This window comes from Constantimarinum furrinae, from assembly GCF_014295415.1.
GTDB classification, from domain to species: domain Bacteria; phylum Bacteroidota; class Bacteroidia; order Flavobacteriales; family Flavobacteriaceae; genus Constantimarinum; species Constantimarinum furrinae.
Genome location: NZ_CP052909.1, coordinates 1,254,611 through 1,274,110, shown reverse-complemented (window position 1 = coordinate 1,274,110; position 19,500 = coordinate 1,254,611). Strand labels below are relative to the sequence as shown.

General features: G+C 40.9%; 13 protein-coding genes. 9 read left to right on the top strand and 4 right to left on the bottom strand.

What is annotated here, in order from left to right:
* Window positions 1–144 precede the first annotated feature (144 nt).
* From ALE3EI_RS05855 to ALE3EI_RS05840, 4 genes are read left to right on the top strand one after another with little or no spacing between them, the layout of a single operon-like run.
* Window positions 145–750 (top strand): TetR/AcrR family transcriptional regulator, encoded by a 606-nt coding sequence (locus tag ALE3EI_RS05855; RefSeq protein WP_186991868.1) that lies wholly within the window; start codon window positions 145–147, stop codon window positions 748–750.
* A complete protein-coding gene (locus ALE3EI_RS05850) occupies window positions 750–2,108 on the top strand; it encodes a TolC family protein (RefSeq protein ID WP_186991866.1) in 1,359 nt (452 codons plus the stop codon). The genes ALE3EI_RS05855 and ALE3EI_RS05850 overlap by 1 nt, the downstream gene beginning before the upstream one ends.
* A 19-nt stretch (window positions 2,109–2,127) precedes the next feature.
* Window positions 2,128–3,297 carry an efflux RND transporter periplasmic adaptor subunit gene (locus tag ALE3EI_RS05845; protein ID WP_186991864.1) on the top strand — a complete coding sequence of 390 codons (1,170 nt, stop codon included), beginning with the start codon at window positions 2,128–2,130 and terminating at the stop codon, window positions 3,295–3,297.
* Between the two features lie 11 nt (window positions 3,298–3,308).
* Window positions 3,309–6,968 carry an efflux RND transporter permease subunit gene (locus tag ALE3EI_RS05840; RefSeq protein ID WP_186991862.1) on the top strand — a complete coding sequence of 1,220 codons (3,660 nt, stop codon included), beginning with the start codon at window positions 3,309–3,311 and terminating at the stop codon, window positions 6,966–6,968.
* Between the two features lie 66 nt (window positions 6,969–7,034).
* On the opposite strand, the gene ALE3EI_RS05835 is transcribed toward ALE3EI_RS05840, so the two are convergent.
* Both ALE3EI_RS05835 and ALE3EI_RS05830 read right to left on the bottom strand, forming a co-directional pair.
* Window positions 7,035–8,366 carry a RagB/SusD family nutrient uptake outer membrane protein gene (locus tag ALE3EI_RS05835; RefSeq protein WP_186991860.1) on the bottom strand — a complete coding sequence of 444 codons (1,332 nt, stop codon included), beginning with the start codon at window positions 8,364–8,366 and terminating at the stop codon, window positions 7,035–7,037.
* Window positions 8,367–8,378: 12 nt separating this feature from the next.
* Window positions 8,379–11,357 carry a SusC/RagA family TonB-linked outer membrane protein gene (locus tag ALE3EI_RS05830; RefSeq protein ID WP_186991858.1) on the bottom strand — a complete coding sequence of 993 codons (2,979 nt, stop codon included), beginning with the start codon at window positions 11,355–11,357 and terminating at the stop codon, window positions 8,379–8,381.
* Between the two features lie 199 nt (window positions 11,358–11,556).
* Between ALE3EI_RS05830 and aspS the strand changes: the two genes are divergently transcribed.
* The 4 genes from aspS to ALE3EI_RS05810 all read left to right on the top strand — a co-directional run bounded on the left by aspS (window position 11,557) and on the right by ALE3EI_RS05810 (window position 15,685).
* Window positions 11,557–13,308: an aspartate--tRNA ligase gene (gene aspS / locus ALE3EI_RS05825; protein WP_186991856.1), complete on the top strand. Its 1,752-nt coding sequence runs from the start codon at window positions 11,557–11,559 to the stop codon at window positions 13,306–13,308.
* 37 nt (window positions 13,309–13,345) lie between these two features.
* On the top strand, window positions 13,346–15,142 hold the full coding sequence (locus tag ALE3EI_RS05820) for a chloride channel protein (protein WP_186991854.1): 1,797 nt from the start codon (window positions 13,346–13,348) through the stop codon (window positions 15,140–15,142).
* Between the two features lie 4 nt (window positions 15,143–15,146).
* Window positions 15,147–15,392, top strand: coding sequence for a hypothetical protein (locus ALE3EI_RS05815; protein ID WP_186991852.1), 246 nt, complete (start codon window positions 15,147–15,149; stop codon window positions 15,390–15,392).
* 95 nt (window positions 15,393–15,487) lie between these two features.
* Window positions 15,488–15,685 (top strand): cold-shock protein, encoded by a 198-nt coding sequence (locus tag ALE3EI_RS05810; protein ID WP_186991850.1) that lies wholly within the window; start codon window positions 15,488–15,490, stop codon window positions 15,683–15,685.
* Window positions 15,686–15,738: 53 nt separating this feature from the next.
* Here the strand turns inward: ALE3EI_RS05810 and ALE3EI_RS05805 are convergent, their stop codons facing one another.
* Window positions 15,739–16,188, bottom strand: coding sequence for a nucleoside deaminase (locus ALE3EI_RS05805; protein WP_186991848.1), 450 nt, complete (start codon window positions 16,186–16,188; stop codon window positions 15,739–15,741).
* Between the two features lie 74 nt (window positions 16,189–16,262).
* Between ALE3EI_RS05805 and ALE3EI_RS05800 the strand changes: the two genes are divergently transcribed.
* A complete protein-coding gene (locus ALE3EI_RS05800) occupies window positions 16,263–18,038 on the top strand; it encodes a 1-deoxy-D-xylulose-5-phosphate synthase (protein WP_186991846.1) in 1,776 nt (591 codons plus the stop codon).
* Here ALE3EI_RS05800 and dgt read toward each other — a convergent pair.
* Window positions 18,035–19,372 carry a dGTP triphosphohydrolase gene (gene dgt / locus ALE3EI_RS05795; protein WP_186992314.1) on the bottom strand — a complete coding sequence of 446 codons (1,338 nt, stop codon included), beginning with the start codon at window positions 19,370–19,372 and terminating at the stop codon, window positions 18,035–18,037. The two genes, ALE3EI_RS05800 and dgt, sit on opposite strands and share 4 nt — an antisense overlap.
* Window positions 19,373–19,500 lie beyond the last annotated feature (128 nt).

Sequence of the window (19,500 nt, the reverse complement as noted above, 5' to 3'; positions counted from 1 at the left end):
AATAATACTTGCCTTTTACATACCACCCAAAGATCAACTTTTAATGCCTTCACCCGGATTTTTTAACAAAATGTTAAATAAATGTAAAACTTTGGAAACTTTTATTGTTTTTAAAGTTTCCGTGATATACATTTGCACCCGCAAATGAAAGAAACGATTATACAAAAAGCGGCAGATATGTTCATCACTTTTGGTTTTAAAAGTGTGACTATGGACGACATCGCCAATGAAATGGGTATCTCCAAAAAAACGATATACACTCATTTTAAAAACAAAACGGAGCTTGTGAGTGAAGTAACTCAGTTACTTTTCAACAAGATTTCTTGTGGTATCGACCATATTAGAGAATCTGATAAAAACCCAATTGAAGAATTATACGAGATCAAGAAATTTATGATGCTGCAATTAAAGGACGAAAAATCCTCTCCTCAATATCAACTGCAGAAATATTACCCACAGATCGCCGAAAGTGTAAAAGAACAACAGCACGAGGTTATGAAAGATTGTACAGTTGAAAATCTTAAACGAGGAAAGGAAATGGGGCTTTACAGAGAGAATATTGACATCGGTTTTGTTTCCCGAATCTATTATGTTGGTGTTATGGGAATTAAAGACGATTCGCTTTTCCCGGTTGAAAATTTCCCTAAGGCATTTCTGCTTTCAGAATATCTTGAATACCATCTAAGAGGGATCGTTACCAAAGAAGGGCTTAAAACTTTAAATAAAATTATCAATCAACAATCAACATAATGACCAGAATATTCATTTTAATATTTGCGGTATGTACCTCAATTCTGTCATTTTCACAGGAAAAATCTTCCTATAGTTTTACATTGGAAGAAGCTGTATCCTTTGCTCTGGACAGTAATTACACCGCCATCAATGCCCGCAGGGACATTGCAAAAGCTATAAAGCAAAAGTGGGAAACCACGGCAACGGGACTGCCTCAAATAAGTGGAAATATAAATTACCAAAACAATCTTAAGCAGCCTGTTACCTTCATTCCGGGTGAATTTACAGGTGGAGCACCCGGTACTTTTGTTCCCGTTACCTTTGGCACCAAACAAAATGCTTCGGCTACTGCCACCCTGGATCAGCTCATTTTTGACGGAAGCTATTTAGTAGGGCTGCAGGCCGCCAAGGCTTTTCTGGATTTTTCGGAAAATGCCGCCGAGAAAACAAATCTTGAAGTTCGCAAAGGCGTCATCAATGCCTACGGCAGTGTATTGCTATCCGAAGAACTTATTGCAATTTTTGAAAAGAATAAAGAAAATCTTGAAAAGAACCTTTTCGAAACCCGTAAGATCTATGAAAATGGTTTAACGGAAGAAGAAAGTGTGGAACAATTGGAAATTACGCTTTTGGATATAGAAACCAACTTGAACAATGCGTATCGCTCTGCTTCTATCGCAAGACAAATGTTTAATGTCGCTTTGGGCATAGATGTGGAGTCGAATGTTTTATTTGAAGATAGTCTCGACGATCTGGCCGAGAACAATATATCGCTTCGTTTTCTCGAAGCCGAAGTGAATATTGAGGAAAATGTGGACTACAAAATAGCGTACAATCTTACCGAGCAACGAAATCTTGAGCTTAAACTGGAAAAGAGCAGAGCCCTTCCAACCATCTCGGCCTTTGTAAATTACGGTACCGCTGCCAATAGTGATGAGTTTTCCTTCTTTGATGGTGACCAGCGTTGGTTTCAATCCTCCATATTAGGCGTGAATATGAATATCCCCATTTTTAGCAGCGGATTGAGGAGTGCAAAAACGCAACGGGCTAAAATTGCGTTAGAGCAGGCCGAAACTCAATTGGAAGAGACTATTCAGAACGTTCAACTTGAAGTGAACAGTGCTAAGAGTAATTATCAATTTTCGATAGAGAATTACGAGAACGCCAAGAAAAATCTGGCACTGGCTCAACGAATTGAGAACAAGAACAATATAAAGTTTGTTGAAGGCCTTTCAACCAGTTTCGATCTGCGTCAGGCACAAACTCAATTGTACACGGCTCAGCAACAATATTTTCAGGCTATGTTAGAGCTAATAAACAATAAAGCGAATCTGGAGACTGTATTAAATACTCCGCAATTAAGAACCAACAACTAATCACGAAAATATGCTTACTATGAAAAATATATTCATCCTTCTAATTGCTTCCCTTACACTTATCTCGTGTGGAGAAACAGATCCCCGATCGGTTGATGCTGTTATTGAAAGCGGAGATCTTGAAGCTATCAAGGCCAAAAAACAAACGGTTATGGCGTCCTATGACAGTATTTCTAAGGTCATAGCTCAACTCGATGCAGCAATCGCAGAAAAGGACACCTTAAAGAAGTATCCTTTGGTTACAACCTTTACGGTTAATGATACCTTATTCTCACATTTTATTGACATACAGGGAAATGTTGAGACCAATCAGAATATTCTCATCTATCCCGAATATCAGGGATTGTTAACGAAGGTATATGTTAAAGAAGGGGATCGGGTAAGTAAAGGACAGGTTCTGGCGAGAATAGATGACGGCGGACTTTCAAATCAGTTGGCACAACTGGAAACCCAATATCAATTAGCAAAGACCACTTATGAGCGTCAGCAACGTCTTTGGGATCAAAAAATTGGAAGTGAGATACAATATTTACAAGCCAAATCGAATATGGAAGCTTCGCAGAGCGCTGTGAATCAGATGAGAGCTCAATTGGGCAGAACAACGGTTCGGGCTCCTTTTAGCGGGGAGATAGACGAAGTGATCACCGAGCAGGGTCAGGTAGTAGCGCCCGGGTCTCAGGCTCTAATGCGCATAGTAAACCTTAGCGACATGTATGTGAAGGCGTCAATTCCTGAAAATTATTTAGGAAGTATTACTCAGGGAACCAAGGTTAAGGTATCCTTTCCGGCACTCAATACCAGTATCGATGGTAAAGTTAAAAGTGTAGGTAATTATATTAATCCGAATAACAGGACATTCGATATTGAGATCGATATTCCGAACAAGGATAAAATGATAAAGCCGAATCTAGTTGCCAAGCTCGAAATAAATGATTACAGCGAGGATGACGCTAAATTAATTCCGGCCAATGTAATACAGGAGAACAGTAAGGGTGAAAAGTTTGTGTTTTTAATTTCTGAAGTGGAGAATGACGAAGCTATGGTGACAAAACGACAAGTTGAAACCGGAAAAAAATACGAAGGACAGATTGAAGTATTAAGCGGTCTTGAGGATGGAGAAACCATTGTGAAAGAAGGCGCCTTAACACTTAAAGACGGTTCGAAAGTAAAAATTAAAACCACCAACTAATCAGGACCATAATGGAACAAAAGAAAAAATATTTCGGACTTTCTAACTGGGCGATAGATAACCGTATGACGGTATTTGTGCTTATTGGGATCGTCCTAATTGGCGGGTTAATGTCGTATATAAATTTACCCCGGGAATCCTTTCCGGAGATCATTGAATCAAAGATCTATGTAAGTTCCATATTTCCCGGTAATGCGGCCGAAGATGTCGAAAAGTTGATAACCAAACCTTTGGAAGAAGAGATCAATGATATTTCGGGAGTTACCAAGATCACATCCAATTCACTTCAGGATTATTCCATGATCACGGTAGAATTTGAAGAAACCATTACCCCTGAAGAGGCAAAGGTTAAGGTAAAAGATAAGATCGATGCTGTAAAAGCGCAACAGGACTGGCCTACCATCGATGGAGGAGCTAAGGTCGAGCCCAATGCGTTCGATCTCAATATTTCAGAAATAACTCCCATCGCTCAAATTAATTTGAAAGGAGACTATCCCAGTGAGCAGCTAAAGGAGTTTGCTGAAGATCTTCAGGACGAGATCGAAGATCTCCCGGAGATCAAGGAAGCCACCCTTCTTGGGGTTCAGGATAAGGAAGTAGAGGTTGCGGTGGATGTCTATAAAATGACTGCTGCCAATCTCAGTTTAAATCAGGTGATACAAGCCATTCAGAATGAGAATGTCACCATTTCGGGAGGAAATGTTATTGAGAATGGTCTTAGACGAAATATCAGGGTAATTGGCGAGATCGACAAACCCAACGACCTCGAAAATATCGTGGTAAAGGAAGATGGCGGCGTTGTACTCTTGCGTGATGTTGCGACCATAAATTTTAGAGAAAAAGACAAAACCACCTATGCACGTGAGTATGGAGAGCCTGTGGTCATGTTGAGTATCAAAAAGAAAAGCGGTGAAAACATGATCGCCGCTATAGCGCAGATCAAGGAAATAATTAATGAAGCAAAAGGGACCTACTTACCAACCGATCTGGAAATATCTATAACCAGTGACGAATCTACGCGCACAGAAGCGCAGGTAGCCGAGCTAGAGAACAGTATCATATTTGGGGTCTTGCTGGTTGTTAGTGTTTTAATGTTCTTTCTGGGCTTTCGAAATGCACTATTTGTAGGTATTGCTATCCCGCTATCGATTTTATTGTCATTCCTTATCCTACCGATCTTTGGAGGATTTCTGGGGATGAATATCACGCTTAACACCATGGTATTATTTGCTACGGTCATGGGACTCGGAATGCTGGTGGATAACGGGATCGTTGTGGTCGAAAACGTATATCGTCTCATGGATGAAGGGGTTCCCAGATTGGAAGCGGCTAAACAGGGAGTGGGAGAGATCGCATGGCCCATTATTGCATCTACGGCCACGACTCTTGCCGCATTTCTACCGTTGGGGTTCTGGCCCGGTATAATGGGGAAATTTATGATCTATTTCCCGCTTACTCTGGCCATGGTACTATTTTCTTCGTTGTTCGTGGCGCTCGTCATAAACTCAATGTTAACTTCGGTATTAATGAAAACCGAAGAAGGTGAGATCTCGAAAAAGAGTTTGTTCAGGATAAGTCTGGCCTTATTGATCTTTGGAGGATTACTTATAATTTCAGGCTTAACCGAAACGCATCTTATATTTCAGATTTTAGGGACCATAGTGCTCATCGCAGCACTGGTAATGTCATTCATTGGATGGAAGAACAGAGCGAAAACCTCACTTTTAAAGCAAGGGTTGGGATTACTTGCCGTTGGAATTCTATTTAGTATACTGGGTGCCGTTGGAAGCCCCAGCACATTGATTGGCTTTGGAAACTTATTTGTTTTTGTCGCGGCATTATTATGGTTCTTTAAGTATGTGCTTACTCCCGGATCTAAGAAATTCCAGAAGAAATGGCTGCCGGCTTTAGAGCGCAGATATGATAAATTTCTGGATTTTGCTTTACGAGGAAGTAATGCCTATAAATTCGTTTTCGGAACTTTCGGATTATTGATCTTATCTTTTATAGTCTTCGGATTGGCTCAGCCCAATATATTGTTCTTTCCGGAGAACCAGCCAAATCAGGCTATCGTTTATATAGAATATCCTGAAGGCACCGATATTGAAAAGACCAATGAGATTACTCGTACTATTGAACAACAGGTATTTGATGTATTGGACAAGTACAAGTATATGAAGGATGGCGAGCCGTACAATTTTATGGCAGAGTCAATTATTTCTCAGGTGGGTGAAGGTGCCGGGAACCCTCAAACCGATGGAGCTTCGACAAACGAAATGCCTCACCGGGGAAAAGTAACCGTTTTGTTCAGGGAATTCAAATACCGTTATGATGAAGATGGGGATAAAGTGAGCAGTGGTGATGTACTAAGTGAATTGCGAAATGCAGTACAGGGCTATCCTGGAGTAAGCGTTATTGTGGACAAAGATGCAAATGGACCACCGGCTGGGTATGCCATAAATCTTGAATTAAAAGGTGATAATTACGACCAACTACTGGCTGAAGCACAAAACGTTCAGGAATATATTAACAGTCAGTCGATACCCGGTATTGAAGAACTGAAGCTGGATGTTAATCAGAATAAACCTGAAATGGAGGTGTTTGTAGACCGCAAGAAGGCTGGAGAGCTTGGAGTAAGTACCGCTCAGGTGGGTCAGGTATTACGTAGTGCTATTTACGGTTTCGATTCGTCTACCTATAAGGAAGGGGAAGATGACTATGATATTTTTGTTCGTTTCGGAAACGAAAACCGGTATAATGAAAGTGCTCTTTTCAATCAAAATATAACATTTCGCGACAATAAAGGGGTCCTTAGAAGTGTTCCGATTTCGGCTCTGGTTACGACCGAAAATATTGCCACCTTCAGTTCTATTAAAAGAAAAGATTTAAAGCGCGTTATTACCATTTATTCTAATGTTTTGGAAGGTGCTAATGCTACCGAGATCGTTCAGAAAATAGAAGGATCGCTTGCTAATTATGAGTTTCCGCGCGGAATTTCATACGATTTTACAGGGGAACAGGAAGAGCAGGATAAAAACATGGCTTTTTTATTTTCAGCCTTGGTGATCGCTTTGGCCTTAATACTACTCATTATTGTTGCTCAGTTTAATTCGGTATCTAAGCCTATTATCATTTTTGTAGCGATAATCTTAAGTTTTATAGGGGTATTGTTTGGGTTGGTGATCTTTCAGATGGATTTCGTGGTCATTATGACGATGATGGGGATCATATCACTAGCGGGTATCGTGGTGAACAATGCGATCGTACTCATCGATTATACGCAATTGCTCATTGACCGTAAAAAGGAAGAATTAGGAATAGGAGAAGATGAGTTGTTAAGCAGAACCGATTATCGAGAAGCTATAATCGCGGCCGGAAAGAATCGTTTAAGACCGGTACTCTTAACAGCGATAACCACGATCTTAGGGTTGATTCCTTTAGCTATTGGGTTTAATATTAACTTCTTTACCTTGTTTACTGAATTCGATCCGCAGATCTATATTGGCGGAGACAATACCATTTTTTGGGGTCCAATGTCATGGACGATCATCTTCGGATTGAGTTTTGCGACCTTCTTAACTCTGGTGATTGTGCCTACGATGTTTTATTTGCTGAATCGTGCGAAGATCAGATTTTCAGAAGACAAAACCGGAAAATTAAATCCGGCATAATTAAAAAGATCAAGAATTAAAAAACCCTCTTCGATTTGAAGAGGGTTTTTTGTTTTTATTAACCTATTATTGATTCTCGGTCAATGGAATTGGGAATTTATCCCAAACATCATCATCCGGTCTTGCCAATGGAAGATCTCCTAATCGTCCATATCGTCTCATGTCTATCCATCTGTGTCCTTCAGCAAATAAGGAATATCTGCGCTGATGAAGCATCTCATCGGTAAGAGAGGCCGCATCTAATCCACCGGTATATGGTCCTAAGCCTGCACTGGCTCTAATTAGATCCAGGGCTGCTACAGATTCGGCGGGATTTATAGAAATATTCGCTTCAGCATACAAAAGAATTAACTCCTCGTTTCTTATGATAGCGATAGGCTGATCGTTAGATTGATATACGAAGACTATATGATCTCCTTCCAGTCCATCTAAAGTAACAGGCCCACTAAGTTGTGCGGTCTTTGCAGCAACCCTGGTATCCCCTGTTTCAGCATCTGTAAAGAACGAAGGCTCTACGATACGTGCCTGAGCAGCAGAAGATCCTCCAACTGAGATAAATAGTGGATTGATCAAACTAGTTTGATCTTCAGAGAAGGTATAGTATACTCCTGTATCCAGGTCACCACTGCTCAAGTTCAGGAATGAATCTCCTAAGAAATTTAAAACGGCAGCGTCATCTCCCTGATAGGCAGCTACACGTGCTGAAATTGCTTTGTTAAACTGAAGAAATGATGAAGGGTCGTCGAATCCTGCAAATCCTGAAGATAGAAGAAACGGAAAGCTTCCACCACCATTGGACAGGTCTGAAGCCGCGTCTACTAACATCGCTCGTATTGCGGACAATGCTGCAGATTTAGAAACAAAAGGCCCTAAGTTATTTTCATCGGTTACATCAACACGAATCCCATTCTCGTCGGTAAGATTCAAGTTAAGCAGTAATTCATAAGCGATAAAGGTTTTAAGAAATCCTTCTGTTGCAGTAACTTCCTGATTCGTAAATTGAGCTGACGTATCCTGACCATCAAGGAATTCGAGAATTAAATTTGCATTCTTTACGGTTCGGTATCTTGCTGCCCAGGGATTGGTAATATAAAAGGTATTGTTGTCTAATACCGAATTATCCCCACCCAGCAGATCGGTCGTAAAACGAGGATCGGAACTTGAGAATCTGTAATATTCTCTTCCAATGATCCCGTTGTCGTCAAAATAGGTTCCTAAGGTTACTCTGGAACTGTAGAGGATCCCTCCAACCAGATCTTGTAAGTCCCCCCTCGTAAGGTTCTCCCGGAAGGCATCTACCTCCGGACTGTTTAGGTCTGAAAATTCTTTTACTTCACAGGACACCAATGTTGTCATGATCGAAGCAAAGAACAAAATTTTATATATGTGTTTTTTCATAATAATTTTTTTTTAAAAGTTAACTGCTACGTGAAATAAGAATCTTTTTGAAGATGGAAATGGAGTTACCTCTACTCCTGTAAAGATTGTTCCGCCACCAAAGTTAGACACCTCAGGATCGTAACTGTTATAGTCGAAAATATTGATCAAGTTAGTTCCGGAAAATCCTAAGCGAACACTGTCTATATTCCCACCTAACACTCCGGACATGGCTCTTTTATTAATGGTATAATAAAGACCTAATTCCCGTAAACGAAGGTATGACGCATCTTCTACAAACACTTCTGCTGAAGAGCCTAACTGACTCAATCTATAATCTCCATTACCTAACTGACCTTCTGGGTCTAGTGCGATATCATCATAATCATGGGTCGTACCATTTAAGTCGGAAAGCAATGTGGTAAGATTAATATTCTCCCCACCATTTTTCCATTGCCATAAGAAAGACAGGTCGAAGTTCTTATATCTCAGGCTATTGTTAAATGCCATCTGGAAGTCAGGTTCTGAATCTCCAAATTGCTGGAATCCGTTTTCACCCGGGTTTGGTCCAATACCAACGATTTGAGTTGCACTTGAGCCCTCTTCGATTCTATAGGTTCCCAAAGTTGCTCCAAAAGCTCCAACATTAAATGCTGGCACATCTAATCGAGTAATCTCTGATGTATTCTTAAAAAAGTTTACACTGAGGTCCCATTGAAAATCATCCGTGATCACAGGCGTAGCATTCAATGAAAGTTCGATACCCTTGTTCTGAAGCTCTCCTGCATTTACGAATTGAGTGGTAAAACCTGTTGAAGGTTCTAAGGCTGCCCGAAGGATTAGATCATCAATTGTTTTGATATAATAGGTTCCGGAGAGGGATAAACGTCCATCAAAGAAACCAAGGTCTGTACCAAATTCAAGTTCTTTTTGTCTTTCCGATTTTAACGATCCATCACCTCTAATTCCAATAAGGCTAATTCCTAACAAGCCGTCGGTTGAAAAGGCATTATAGGAAGTAAACAAGGCTCCAAAAGGAGGGAAGTTTCCTGCCTCACCGTAGGCTGCTCGAAGCTTAAATTGATTCCAAACAGAACCATCGCCCCAGAAGCCCATTTCATTAAGATTTACTGCAAGTGATGCTTTAGGATAGTAAAATAATTCATTTGCATCTCCATTGTTCGAGGACTTATCCCCTCTTACACCAACAGTAGCAATAAACATATCCTTAAAGTTAATTTCTTCCTGTGCAAAGAATCCTGAGTCTTCCTGTAAAAGTCGGGTTTGATTCACCCCAGTATTGGCAGCCTGATCGACGTTGGTTTCAGAAGCAACCAATCCTGACGCTGTAATTAACTGCGTATTTTGGTCGAAATACTCTCTAGTAAGACCTGCTTGAGTTCTGAAATTAATATCGCTATCGGTATTTATATTATGTACAAGGAAAGCAGATAAGTTATAATTCTTATTCTGAGTTTCACCTTGAACGGATACACCGTTAAGACCACCGTTGATCAATTTTTGAAATTGAAGCTCTTTTGGAAAGATCGCTCTAGATTGTTGACCGTAGAAATCCAAACCGCCTCGAAGTATCAATTCAAGATTTGAATTATCGGCACGATATATATCAAGATTAGCCGATCCACCCATAATAACACGGTTTACAGTTTCATTATTTCTAACCAGATCACGTGTTTGTAGTGGGTTAGATGCCCCTGCAGGATTGTCCGGATATACTCCATTCTCATCAGGGAATAACTGTAACCACGGAGTAGTACCGGTAAGGGTTACCCCAATAGTGGTTCCGGAGTTATCATTATTAAAGAACCCTCTATCTGAAGAAGAATAGATATAATTCGTACTTAATGCAAGCTTTAAATAATCTTTAGGCTTGTGATCCAGATTTAGACGTAGCGAGGTTTTTTCATAACCGGTATTTTGTACAATACCATTTTCGTTATTATGACTTACCCCGGCATAGAATTTAGATTTATCGTCTCCACCGCTCATACTAAAGTTGGTGATGCTTATAAACCCGTGTTCTCCGTAAATCTCCTTTTCATAATCAATTAGCCTACCCTGAGCACGCGCAAGATTAAATTCCTGTGCCGCAGCATCCCCAAATGAAGTACGGACTCTTTCGGTAGTGTAATCTCTAAGACCTAATAAGTTTATGGCCTCGTTCCAACCGGTAGATTGAGAGAATCTGAATTTAGTTTCTCCAGCTTTACCTTTTTTGGTTGTGATGATCACCACCCCGGCAGCTGCACGCGATCCGTAGATTGCCGCTGCAGACGCACCTTTAAGAATCTCAATACTCTCAATATCCTCAGGGTTAATATCTGCAATTCTGTTCGTTGGGTTATCCTGGTTAGAAGCACTTCCTCCTGCGGCGGCAGCGGAAACAGCATTAAGACCTGCTGCAAGTGAAGAGTTATCTACATACACTCCATCAATAATATATAATGGCTGGATGTTTCCCTGAAGTGAGGTAGCACCACGTAGTTTGATCGACAATCCTCCACCAGGTGCTCCGGAATTTGCATTTACAATAGCTCCGGCAAATTTCCCGTACAACGCTCCATCCAGTGTAGGTGGTGGTGTTGTACCTGTTAGTTCTTCGGCCGATATTGAAGCTACTGCGTTAGCGGAATTGGTTCTTTTTACTGAAGTAGCCAGTCCGGTTACTACAACTTCTTCGAGCGCTTCGGCAGATTCGGCCATAGTCACAGAAATAGCTCCAGCCGATGATACCTGTTGCTCCACAGTTTCAAATCCTAAAGACGAAAATACTAAGGTCGCCGGTACAGTTGAAACCTGAATAGAAAAATTACCATCCATGTCGGTAGTCGTTCCATTGGTGGTTCCTTTCTCAATTACATTTGCGAAAGGAATCGTATCCCCTTTGTCACTGTTTACTGTTCCGGTTATGGTTGTTTGTGCAAACACAAAACACGGAAAAATAAATAATAATAGCAGGAGCATCCTGCGATTAGAGTTGTTTTGTTTCATAGTTGTTAATTTTAGGTTAATTCTCCGAAATTACTAAAGATTTTATGAATTTATTGCATTTACACACATATTAACACAGATATTTTTAGAAGAACCTGAAAATCATATAATAATAGCCTTCAAAATATCTGCAATCATCAATATCTTTTTAACTTTGCAGCTTCACTCGCAATACTGAGTATAATTCGATCAAGCTTCAATGTACAGAACGCATACAAATGGTCAATTGACCGCAAACGATATTAATCTGGAAGTGACCCTATCGGGTTGGGTTCAGAAAATAAGAAATAAAGGATTTATAATTTGGGTAGATCTTAGGGATCGCTACGGAATCACTCAACTTATTTTTAATGAGGAATCCACTCCCAAAGAGATGATGGATCGAGCTGCAAAATTGGGTAGGGAATTCGTCATTCAGGTTACTGGAACCGTTATAGAGCGTGAATCCAAGAATCCGAATATGCCTACAGGCGAGATCGAAATTCTCGTTTCCAAACTCGATATACTCAACGAAGCCTTAACGCCTCCGTTTACGATAGAAGATGCGACTGATGGCGGGGAAGATCTTCGAATGAAATACAGGTATTTGGATATACGAAGAAATCCGGTACGAGAAAACCTTATTTTTCGTCATAAGGTAACCATGGCTGTCCGCAATTATCTTTCAGACAAGAATTTCGTGGAGGTTGAAACACCATATCTAATTAAATCCACTCCCGAAGGGGCTCGTGATTTTGTTGTTCCTTCTCGGATGAACGAAGGGCAGTTTTACGCCCTTCCGCAGTCACCACAAACTTTCAAGCAGTTGCTAATGGTAGGTGGAATGGACAAATATTTTCAGATCGTAAAATGTTTTCGTGATGAAGATCTTCGTGCCGACAGACAACCTGAGTTCACCCAAATCGACTGTGAGATGGCTTTTGTGGAACAGGAGGATATTTTAAACACCTTCGAAGGGTTAACACGTCATTTGCTAAAAGAAATCCACGGTGTAGCACCGGGAAATTTCCCGAGAATGACCTATGAGGAAGCGATGAAGCGTTATGGGAACGATAAGCCCGATATTCGCTTCGGAATGGAATTTGGCGAATTGAACGCTATTGCGCAGCACAAGGATTTCAATGTCTTTAATTCGGCAGAATTGGTCGTAGGTATTGCTGTTCCTGAAGGAAATAAGTACACGCGAAAGGAAATAGATCAATTGATAGATTGGATAAAGCGACCTCAGATAGGGGCTTTGGGAATGGTATATGTTCGTTGTAATGAAGACGGAAGCTTTAAATCTTCGGTCGATAAATTTTATGATCAGGAGGATCTTGCCCGATGGGCGGAGGCCACAGGTGCTTCAAAAGGAGATCTAATTTGTGTGCTTTCGGGAGATCAGAATAAAGTGAGAGGACAGTTAAGTGCGCTTCGTATGGAGTTGGCACAGCGACTTGGGTTGCGTAAATCCAATGAATTTGCCCCGCTTTGGGTTATAGACTTTCCGTTGTTGGAGTGGGATGAGGATACTCAGCGCTATCATGCCATGCACCATCCGTTTACCAGTCCAAAACCCGGCCAAATGCAACTTTTGGAGTCTGATCCGGGCGCGGTAAAAGCAAATGCCTATGATCTGGTATTGAACGGAAATGAAATTGGAGGAGGATCGATTCGTATTCACGATAAAAAAACACAGGCTAAAATGTTCGATTATCTTGGATTTACTCCGGATGAGGCAAAAGAACAATTTGGATTTTTAATGGATGCGTTTCAGTTTGGTGCGCCACCACACGGAGGAATTGCTTTTGGACTGGATCGATTGGTTGCTATTCTTGGCGGACAAGAAACCATTAGGGACTTTATTGCCTTTCCGAAGAACAATGCAGGAAGAGATGTAATGATCGATGCTCCTGCCCCTTTGGATCAGGCTCAGCTTAACGAGCTCGGTCTTCGGCTAGATTTAAAATAACCACAAATCCTGCTTTGCAGGATTTTTTATCTGATATATGCCTAATCAAAAGCGAACATTACTTACGCGATTCCTCATCTGGCGTTTGAAGCATATTCCGCACAAGCAGTTCGTTTTTATTGTAAGCATTGTTGTTGGTTTTTTGTCGGGTATTGGAGCGGTACTCATAAAGAACGGAACACATTTTATAGAACTGCTCTTAAAGGGCACACTCATTAAAGAGTACCAAACTGCATTCTATTTTATTTTTCCCATTATCGGATTGGGATTAACCTACCTTATTATAAAATATTTTATTAAAAACCCTCCCACTCAGGGCATTCCGGCGACCCTTTTTGCTATTTCAAAGAAAAAAGGAATAATGCGTCAATTCCAAATGTACGGAAGCTTGATCACGGCACCGATCACAGTAGGGTTTGGAGGCTCGGTAGGGCTTGAAGGCCCCACCGTTGCCACGGGAGCAGCTTTAAGCTCAAACCTCTCCCGTTTGTTACATATGAATCAGGCAACCCGCACTCTGCTCATAGGTTGTGCAGCTGCGGGCGCTATGGCGTCGATCTTTAAAGCACCGATCGCAGCCATTATCTTCGCGGTGGAAGTGTTTAGCCTCGATCTTACGTTGGTCTCGTTAATTCCCTTATTATTAGCCTCGGTTTCATCATTACTTACTTCGTATTTTTTCTTCGGAAATGATATTCTGCTCCCTTTTAGTATTCAGGATGAATTTACTATGGGCAATATTCCGTTTTACATTCTCCTGGGAATAATCGCCGGTTTCGTCTCCATTTATTTTACCGAAACTTACGAACGTTTTCAGAAATTCTTTGAGCGGATAGGGTCTCCTGTGAAGCGATTGATAATCGGCGGACTCGGAATAGGAGTTTTGGTTTATTTTATTCCTCCACTTTACGGGGAAGGTTTTGACGTGATAAATAATCTGGTGCAGGGAAACCCTGAAAAAGCATTGGAAAACAACATTTTTAATCTCGACCTGAGCAATGTATGGATGGTCATTGCATTGTTAGTTGGATTAGTGTTGTTTAAGGTAGTGGCCAGCTCCCTGACATTTGGTGCGGGAGGTGTTGGTGGTATATTTGCTCCTACGCTATTTATGGGAAGCATCATGGGATATTGTGTAGCGAAGATCATTAATTCAACCGGAATCCTTTCCACACAGGTTTCGGAAAGTAATTTTACGCTGGTTGGGATGACGGGTTTAATGGCAGGGGTTTTACACGCACCTTTAACAGCTATATTTTTGATTGCAGAGGTAACCGGTGGTTATGAGCTTTTTGTACCGTTAATGATCACAGCTGCCATTTCATTTTCTATCACAAAATACTTTGTTCCACATTCGGTTTACGCCATGGAATTAGGACGTAAAGGAGAGTTGATCACCCATAACAAGGATCATGCTGTGCTCACATTAATGAACATTAGTTCGGTAGTGGAACAGAATTTTATTTCAGTATCACCCGATCTTACTTTAGGAGAGATCGTACACAGAGCCGTTGTAAAATCAAATCGCAATATATTTCCGGTCGTCAATACCGAAACTCAGGCCTTGGAAGGAATCATCTTATTAGATGATCTGAGACCGGTTATGTTCGATCAATCGTTGTACAATGAAGTAATTGCCCGTGATCTCATGCAAAATCCCCCGGCAATTATTAATTTAGCCGAAGATAAAATGACGCAGGTCATGAAAAAATTTCAGGATTCGGGAGCATGGAATCTCCCGGTAATCTCCAAGGGCAAATATTACGGATTTGTTTCTAAATCAAAATTACTAACTGCATACCGAAGGAAACTCATAGACTTTTCAGGAAGATAAAATTATGAAGTACGTTATAATCATATTATTCTTTTCAATCCTTATTTGTGGAGGTATAGGGTTTTATATAAAGCCGGACAATTTTGCAACAGGGGATTTTTTAATCGGAATTTCTATCGTGACTGGTGTTTTTATACTTATGCCGTTATTTATTTATTATCGCTGGCGGAAAAGAAGCGTAAAAGACTATATGCTCACTAAAGAGAACATAGAAAAAATGAGGAAATTCAGTAAAGATAAGAAGCTATAAATCAGTTGTTTTGTAAAAATTCTTAACAAAATACTTCCCTATCCCGCCATATATACTACCTTTGTTTCTTATTATTAATTTATTTTTTATTTACAATGGAAGGAACAGTAAAGTTTTTTAACGAATCAAAAGGTTACGGTTTTATCACCAATGATGAAACCGGCAAAGACATCTTTGTACACGTAACAGGTCTTAATGGTGAGGCACTTAACGAGGGCGACAAAGTAGAGTATGTTGAAGAAGAAGGACGAAAAGGAATGGTTGCGGCACAAGTGCGCGTCATTCACGAATAGATATATCATACCAACCGCTAGCCAAAAACCTGCTTCCAATGAAGCGGGTTTTTTTAGTTTAAATTCCGTTTCTCTATAAAGAATTTTTTAAGAAGATGAGCCGCTTCATTTTCCAATATTCCTCCGGTCATGGTCGTTTTAGGGTGTAATTTGGTGTTTAAAGAAATACATCCACGTTGCTCATCTCTGGCACCGTATACAATCTTGGATATCTGACTCCAATACAACGCTCCCGCACACATCTGGCAAGGCTCTATAGTGACATACAATGTACACTTGGTGAGATACTTCCCTCCCAAATAATTTGCCGCTGCGGTAATCGCCTGCATTTCGGCATGTGCAGTGACATCGTTCAATGTTTCGGTAAGGTTATGCGCCCGGGCAATGATCTGATCATTACTTACGATCACCGCACCTATTGGAATTTCCCCTTTTACATAAGCCTGTTCTGCTTCCTGCAGTGCCCGTTTCATAAAATAGTTATCATCGTAAGGTTTGAGCATCTTTTATGGAATGTTTAAAATTCAAAATTAAGGAATCCCTGTTTACGAACGGCGAATAACCGTATCTTTGTACAATGCCGGACAGACTGCTTCATAGTATTAAATTTCCCGAAGATCTGCGTAAAATTCCCGAAGATCGACTGCCTCAACTTTCCAGGGAACTTCGTGATTTTATAATTAATATCGTTGCGGTAAAAGAAGGCCATTTGGGAGCAAGTCTTGGAGTGGTCGAACTCACTATTGCATTGCATTATGTCTTTAATACTCCCGAAGATCTTCTTATTTGGGATGTAGGGCATCAGGCCTACGGCCATAAGATCCTTACCGGAAGAAAAGATATCTTCGATTCCAACAGACGTTTAAACGGTATAAGCGGTTTTCCAAAACGAAGTGAAAGTGAATACGACGCCTTTGGAACCGGGCACAGCAGCACGGCAATCTCAGCTGCGCTGGGTATGGCAATTGCTTCGCAATTGACAGGTGCTGTCCACAGACAGCACATTGCCGTGGTAGGAGATGCATCCATAGCCAGTGGTATGGCGTTTGAAGCGCTTAACCACGCCGGAGTTACCTCTACGAACCTCCTGGTGATCCTGAACGACAATGCGATAGGCATAGACCCGAGTGTAGGCGCACTTAAAGACTACCTAACTAAAGTAACACTGGACGGTGCCCCTGAAACAGACAATGTATTTGAAGCTTTAAATTTCAACTACTCCGGACCTATAGACGGGCATGATATCTCAAAACTAATTTCAGAATTAAACAGATTAAAAGATATAAAAGGTCCGAAATTACTTCATGTAATTACCAAAAAGGGAAAAGGACTGCGGCAAGCTGAAGAAGATCAGGTGAAATACCACGCTCCCGGAAAATTTGATGCCGAAACCGGAGACTTACTACCCAAGGATAGAACTACTGTTCTGCCGCCCAAATTTCAGGATGTATTCGGAAAAACCCTGGTGGAACTCGCCGGTAAGAATGAAAAGATCGTGGGAATTACTCCCGCCATGCCTACCGGAAGTTCCTTGAAATTTATGATGGATGCATTCCCTGAACGCGCCTTCGATGTGGGAATCGCCGAACAACATGCCGTGACATTTGCTGCCGGGCTCGCAACACAGGGCCTCACTGTATATTGTAACATATATTCTACCTTCCTTCAACGCGCCTACGATCAGTTAATTCACGATGTTTGCTTACAGGATCTTCCTGTAATATTTTGTTTGGATCGTGCGGGCATCGTGGGAGAAGACGGGGCCACACATCATGGGATCTTCGATCTCGCTTATCTAAATTGTATCCCTAATCTAATGATCTTTGCCCCCAGAAATGAAATTGAACTTCGCAACATCTTGTATACCACTCAACTGGAACTGAAACATCCTATCGCGATACGATATCCGCGGGGCAGAGGAACCATCTTAGACTGGAAGGTTCCCTTTTCAGAAATTAAAATGGGCCACGCAGAAACGCTCAAATCCGGTAGTACAATTGCTGTGCTAAGTATAGGTGCTATCGCTTCTAATGTTTCAGCTGCCATTGAATCGTTGGATGATAGTTCGACAGTGGGGCATTTCGATATGCGATTTTTAAAACCTCTGGACGAAGCATTATTGCATCAGATTTTTTCAGAGTATACCCACATCATTACAGTGGAAGACGGTGTTATAAATGGTGGCTTCGGAAGTGTAATTTCACAATTCGCAGTACGCCATCAGTACCACAATAAAATTGAGATTCTTGGAATTCCCGATTGTTTTCCGGAGCACGGCACCGTAACCGAATTACACGATCTGGCAGGGATCTCTTCAGAAAAAATACTAAAGGCAATTAAATCGTTTCATTAAAGATTTCCTTTTATCTTTTGAAAGATCTGAAGGGCATTACCATCGGTAAGTCGTGAAATATAATTGCAGCATTCCATTAAATATTCATATTCAGAAGCTTTGTTATCCAACATTCCGTCGAATTCCTTTAAAATGAGTTTGTCGTAATGCCGCGCCCTATTATTGAGATGGTTTTCAAAGGCAGTGGTATAGGTGTCCAATAAGGTAGATAGTATCGTATATCCGGCGATCTCCTTTTCAATCACTTCGTTGCTTTTATAGATCTTTTCTATACTTATTTTAAGAATATCATCAATTTGTGCCTTAAACTTACTCTTATCCAGCAATGCTTCTGAAAAATCTCCGGATCGTATTTGTTCTTCGTGGTGAAGAAAAATACCGGATGCCTCAGTGATAAGGGTGTTAATCGCCAAAGATCGCAGATATGCTAATCGGTCTGATGCTTTTTTCAGACTGTTGTATTTTTCTCTATTGATCGTGTCCTTAACAAGATTAATAAGATATTCGAGGGCAACCTCCTCTTCGATCAATCCGAGATTAATTCCGTCTTCAAAATCGATTATAGTATAACAAATGTCATCTGCAGCTTCTACCAAATAGGCAAGCGGGTGCCTGCAATAACTAATGCTCGTTCCCTTAGCTCTTGGTTGTAATCCAAGCTCAGTGGCAACTTCAGTAAAGAAGGGAATTTCACTCTGAAAGACTCCGTATTTCTTATCGGCTATATGTTTAGTGGGTTTCTTCGGAAGTGATTCTTTAGGATATTTTATGAATGCTCCCAATGTTGCAAACGACAATCGCAATCCCCCTTCTACGCCTTGCTTACTCTCTGTGAGAATTTTGAAACCGTTGGCATTACCTTCATAATCAATAAGATCCTGAAACTCACTATCGGAAAGCCTCGCCTTAAATCTGTTACCGTTTCCGTTTTGGAAATAATCTCCAATCGCTTTTTCTCCGCTATGTCCGAAGGGTGGGTTTCCTATATCATGTGCCAAAGCCGCAGCCGCCACTATAGCCCCAAAGTCATTAAAATGATGTCCGTGGACGGTTTGTAACTGAGGGTGTTTTTCGAGAATTGCCTTTCCAACGGTTCTTCCCAAAGATCTTCCCACTACCGAGACTTCAAGACTATGTGTTAAGCGGGTATGTACAAAAGATGTTTTGGAAAGTGGAATGACCTGCGTTTTATCCTGAAGACTTCTAAAGGCCGACGAAAAGATCACTCTGTCGTAATCTACTTCAAATCCCAGTCGCGTTTCATCCTGTTCGGTTCGCAGGCGCTTATTTATATCCCCTTGTCGTTTCAGGGATAGCAACTGTTCCCATTGCATCATAGTTGATTCGTTTAAGGATGCAAGATACCAAATTAGGGGTGCCGTGCAAAAAATTAAAGAAGGTCTGTGATTAACGTTTAGATAACCTTAGAATAAAGAACTAGTAATCTGTAACTAACACCAAC

What these genes read in the sequence shown, in the direction of transcription:
- ALE3EI_RS05855 (WP_186991868.1), top strand. Translation starts at nt 145, where the DNA reads ATGAAAGAAACGATTATACAAAAAGCGGCAGATATGTTCATCACTTTT.
- ALE3EI_RS05805 (WP_186991848.1), bottom strand. Translation starts at nt 16,188, where the DNA reads ATGCTCAAACCTTACGATGATAACTATTTTATGAAACGGGCACTGCAG.
- ALE3EI_RS05840 (WP_186991862.1), top strand. Translation starts at nt 3,309, where the DNA reads ATGGAACAAAAGAAAAAATATTTCGGACTTTCTAACTGGGCGATAGAT.
- ALE3EI_RS05815 (WP_186991852.1), top strand. Translation starts at nt 15,147, where the DNA reads ATGAAGTACGTTATAATCATATTATTCTTTTCAATCCTTATTTGTGGA.
- dgt (WP_186992314.1), bottom strand. Translation starts at nt 19,372, where the DNA reads ATGCAATGGGAACAGTTGCTATCCCTGAAACGACAAGGGGATATAAAT.
- ALE3EI_RS05835 (WP_186991860.1), bottom strand. Translation starts at nt 8,366, where the DNA reads ATGAAAAAACACATATATAAAATTTTGTTCTTTGCTTCGATCATGACA.
- ALE3EI_RS05845 (WP_186991864.1), top strand. Translation starts at nt 2,128, where the DNA reads ATGAAAAATATATTCATCCTTCTAATTGCTTCCCTTACACTTATCTCG.
- ALE3EI_RS05820 (WP_186991854.1), top strand. Translation starts at nt 13,346, where the DNA reads ATGCCTAATCAAAAGCGAACATTACTTACGCGATTCCTCATCTGGCGT.
- ALE3EI_RS05850 (WP_186991866.1), top strand. Translation starts at nt 750, where the DNA reads ATGACCAGAATATTCATTTTAATATTTGCGGTATGTACCTCAATTCTG.
- ALE3EI_RS05810 (WP_186991850.1), top strand. Translation starts at nt 15,488, where the DNA reads ATGGAAGGAACAGTAAAGTTTTTTAACGAATCAAAAGGTTACGGTTTT.
- ALE3EI_RS05830 (WP_186991858.1), bottom strand. Translation starts at nt 11,357, where the DNA reads ATGAAACAAAACAACTCTAATCGCAGGATGCTCCTGCTATTATTATTT.
- aspS (WP_186991856.1), top strand. Translation starts at nt 11,557, where the DNA reads ATGTACAGAACGCATACAAATGGTCAATTGACCGCAAACGATATTAAT.
- ALE3EI_RS05800 (WP_186991846.1), top strand. Translation starts at nt 16,263, where the DNA reads ATGCCGGACAGACTGCTTCATAGTATTAAATTTCCCGAAGATCTGCGT.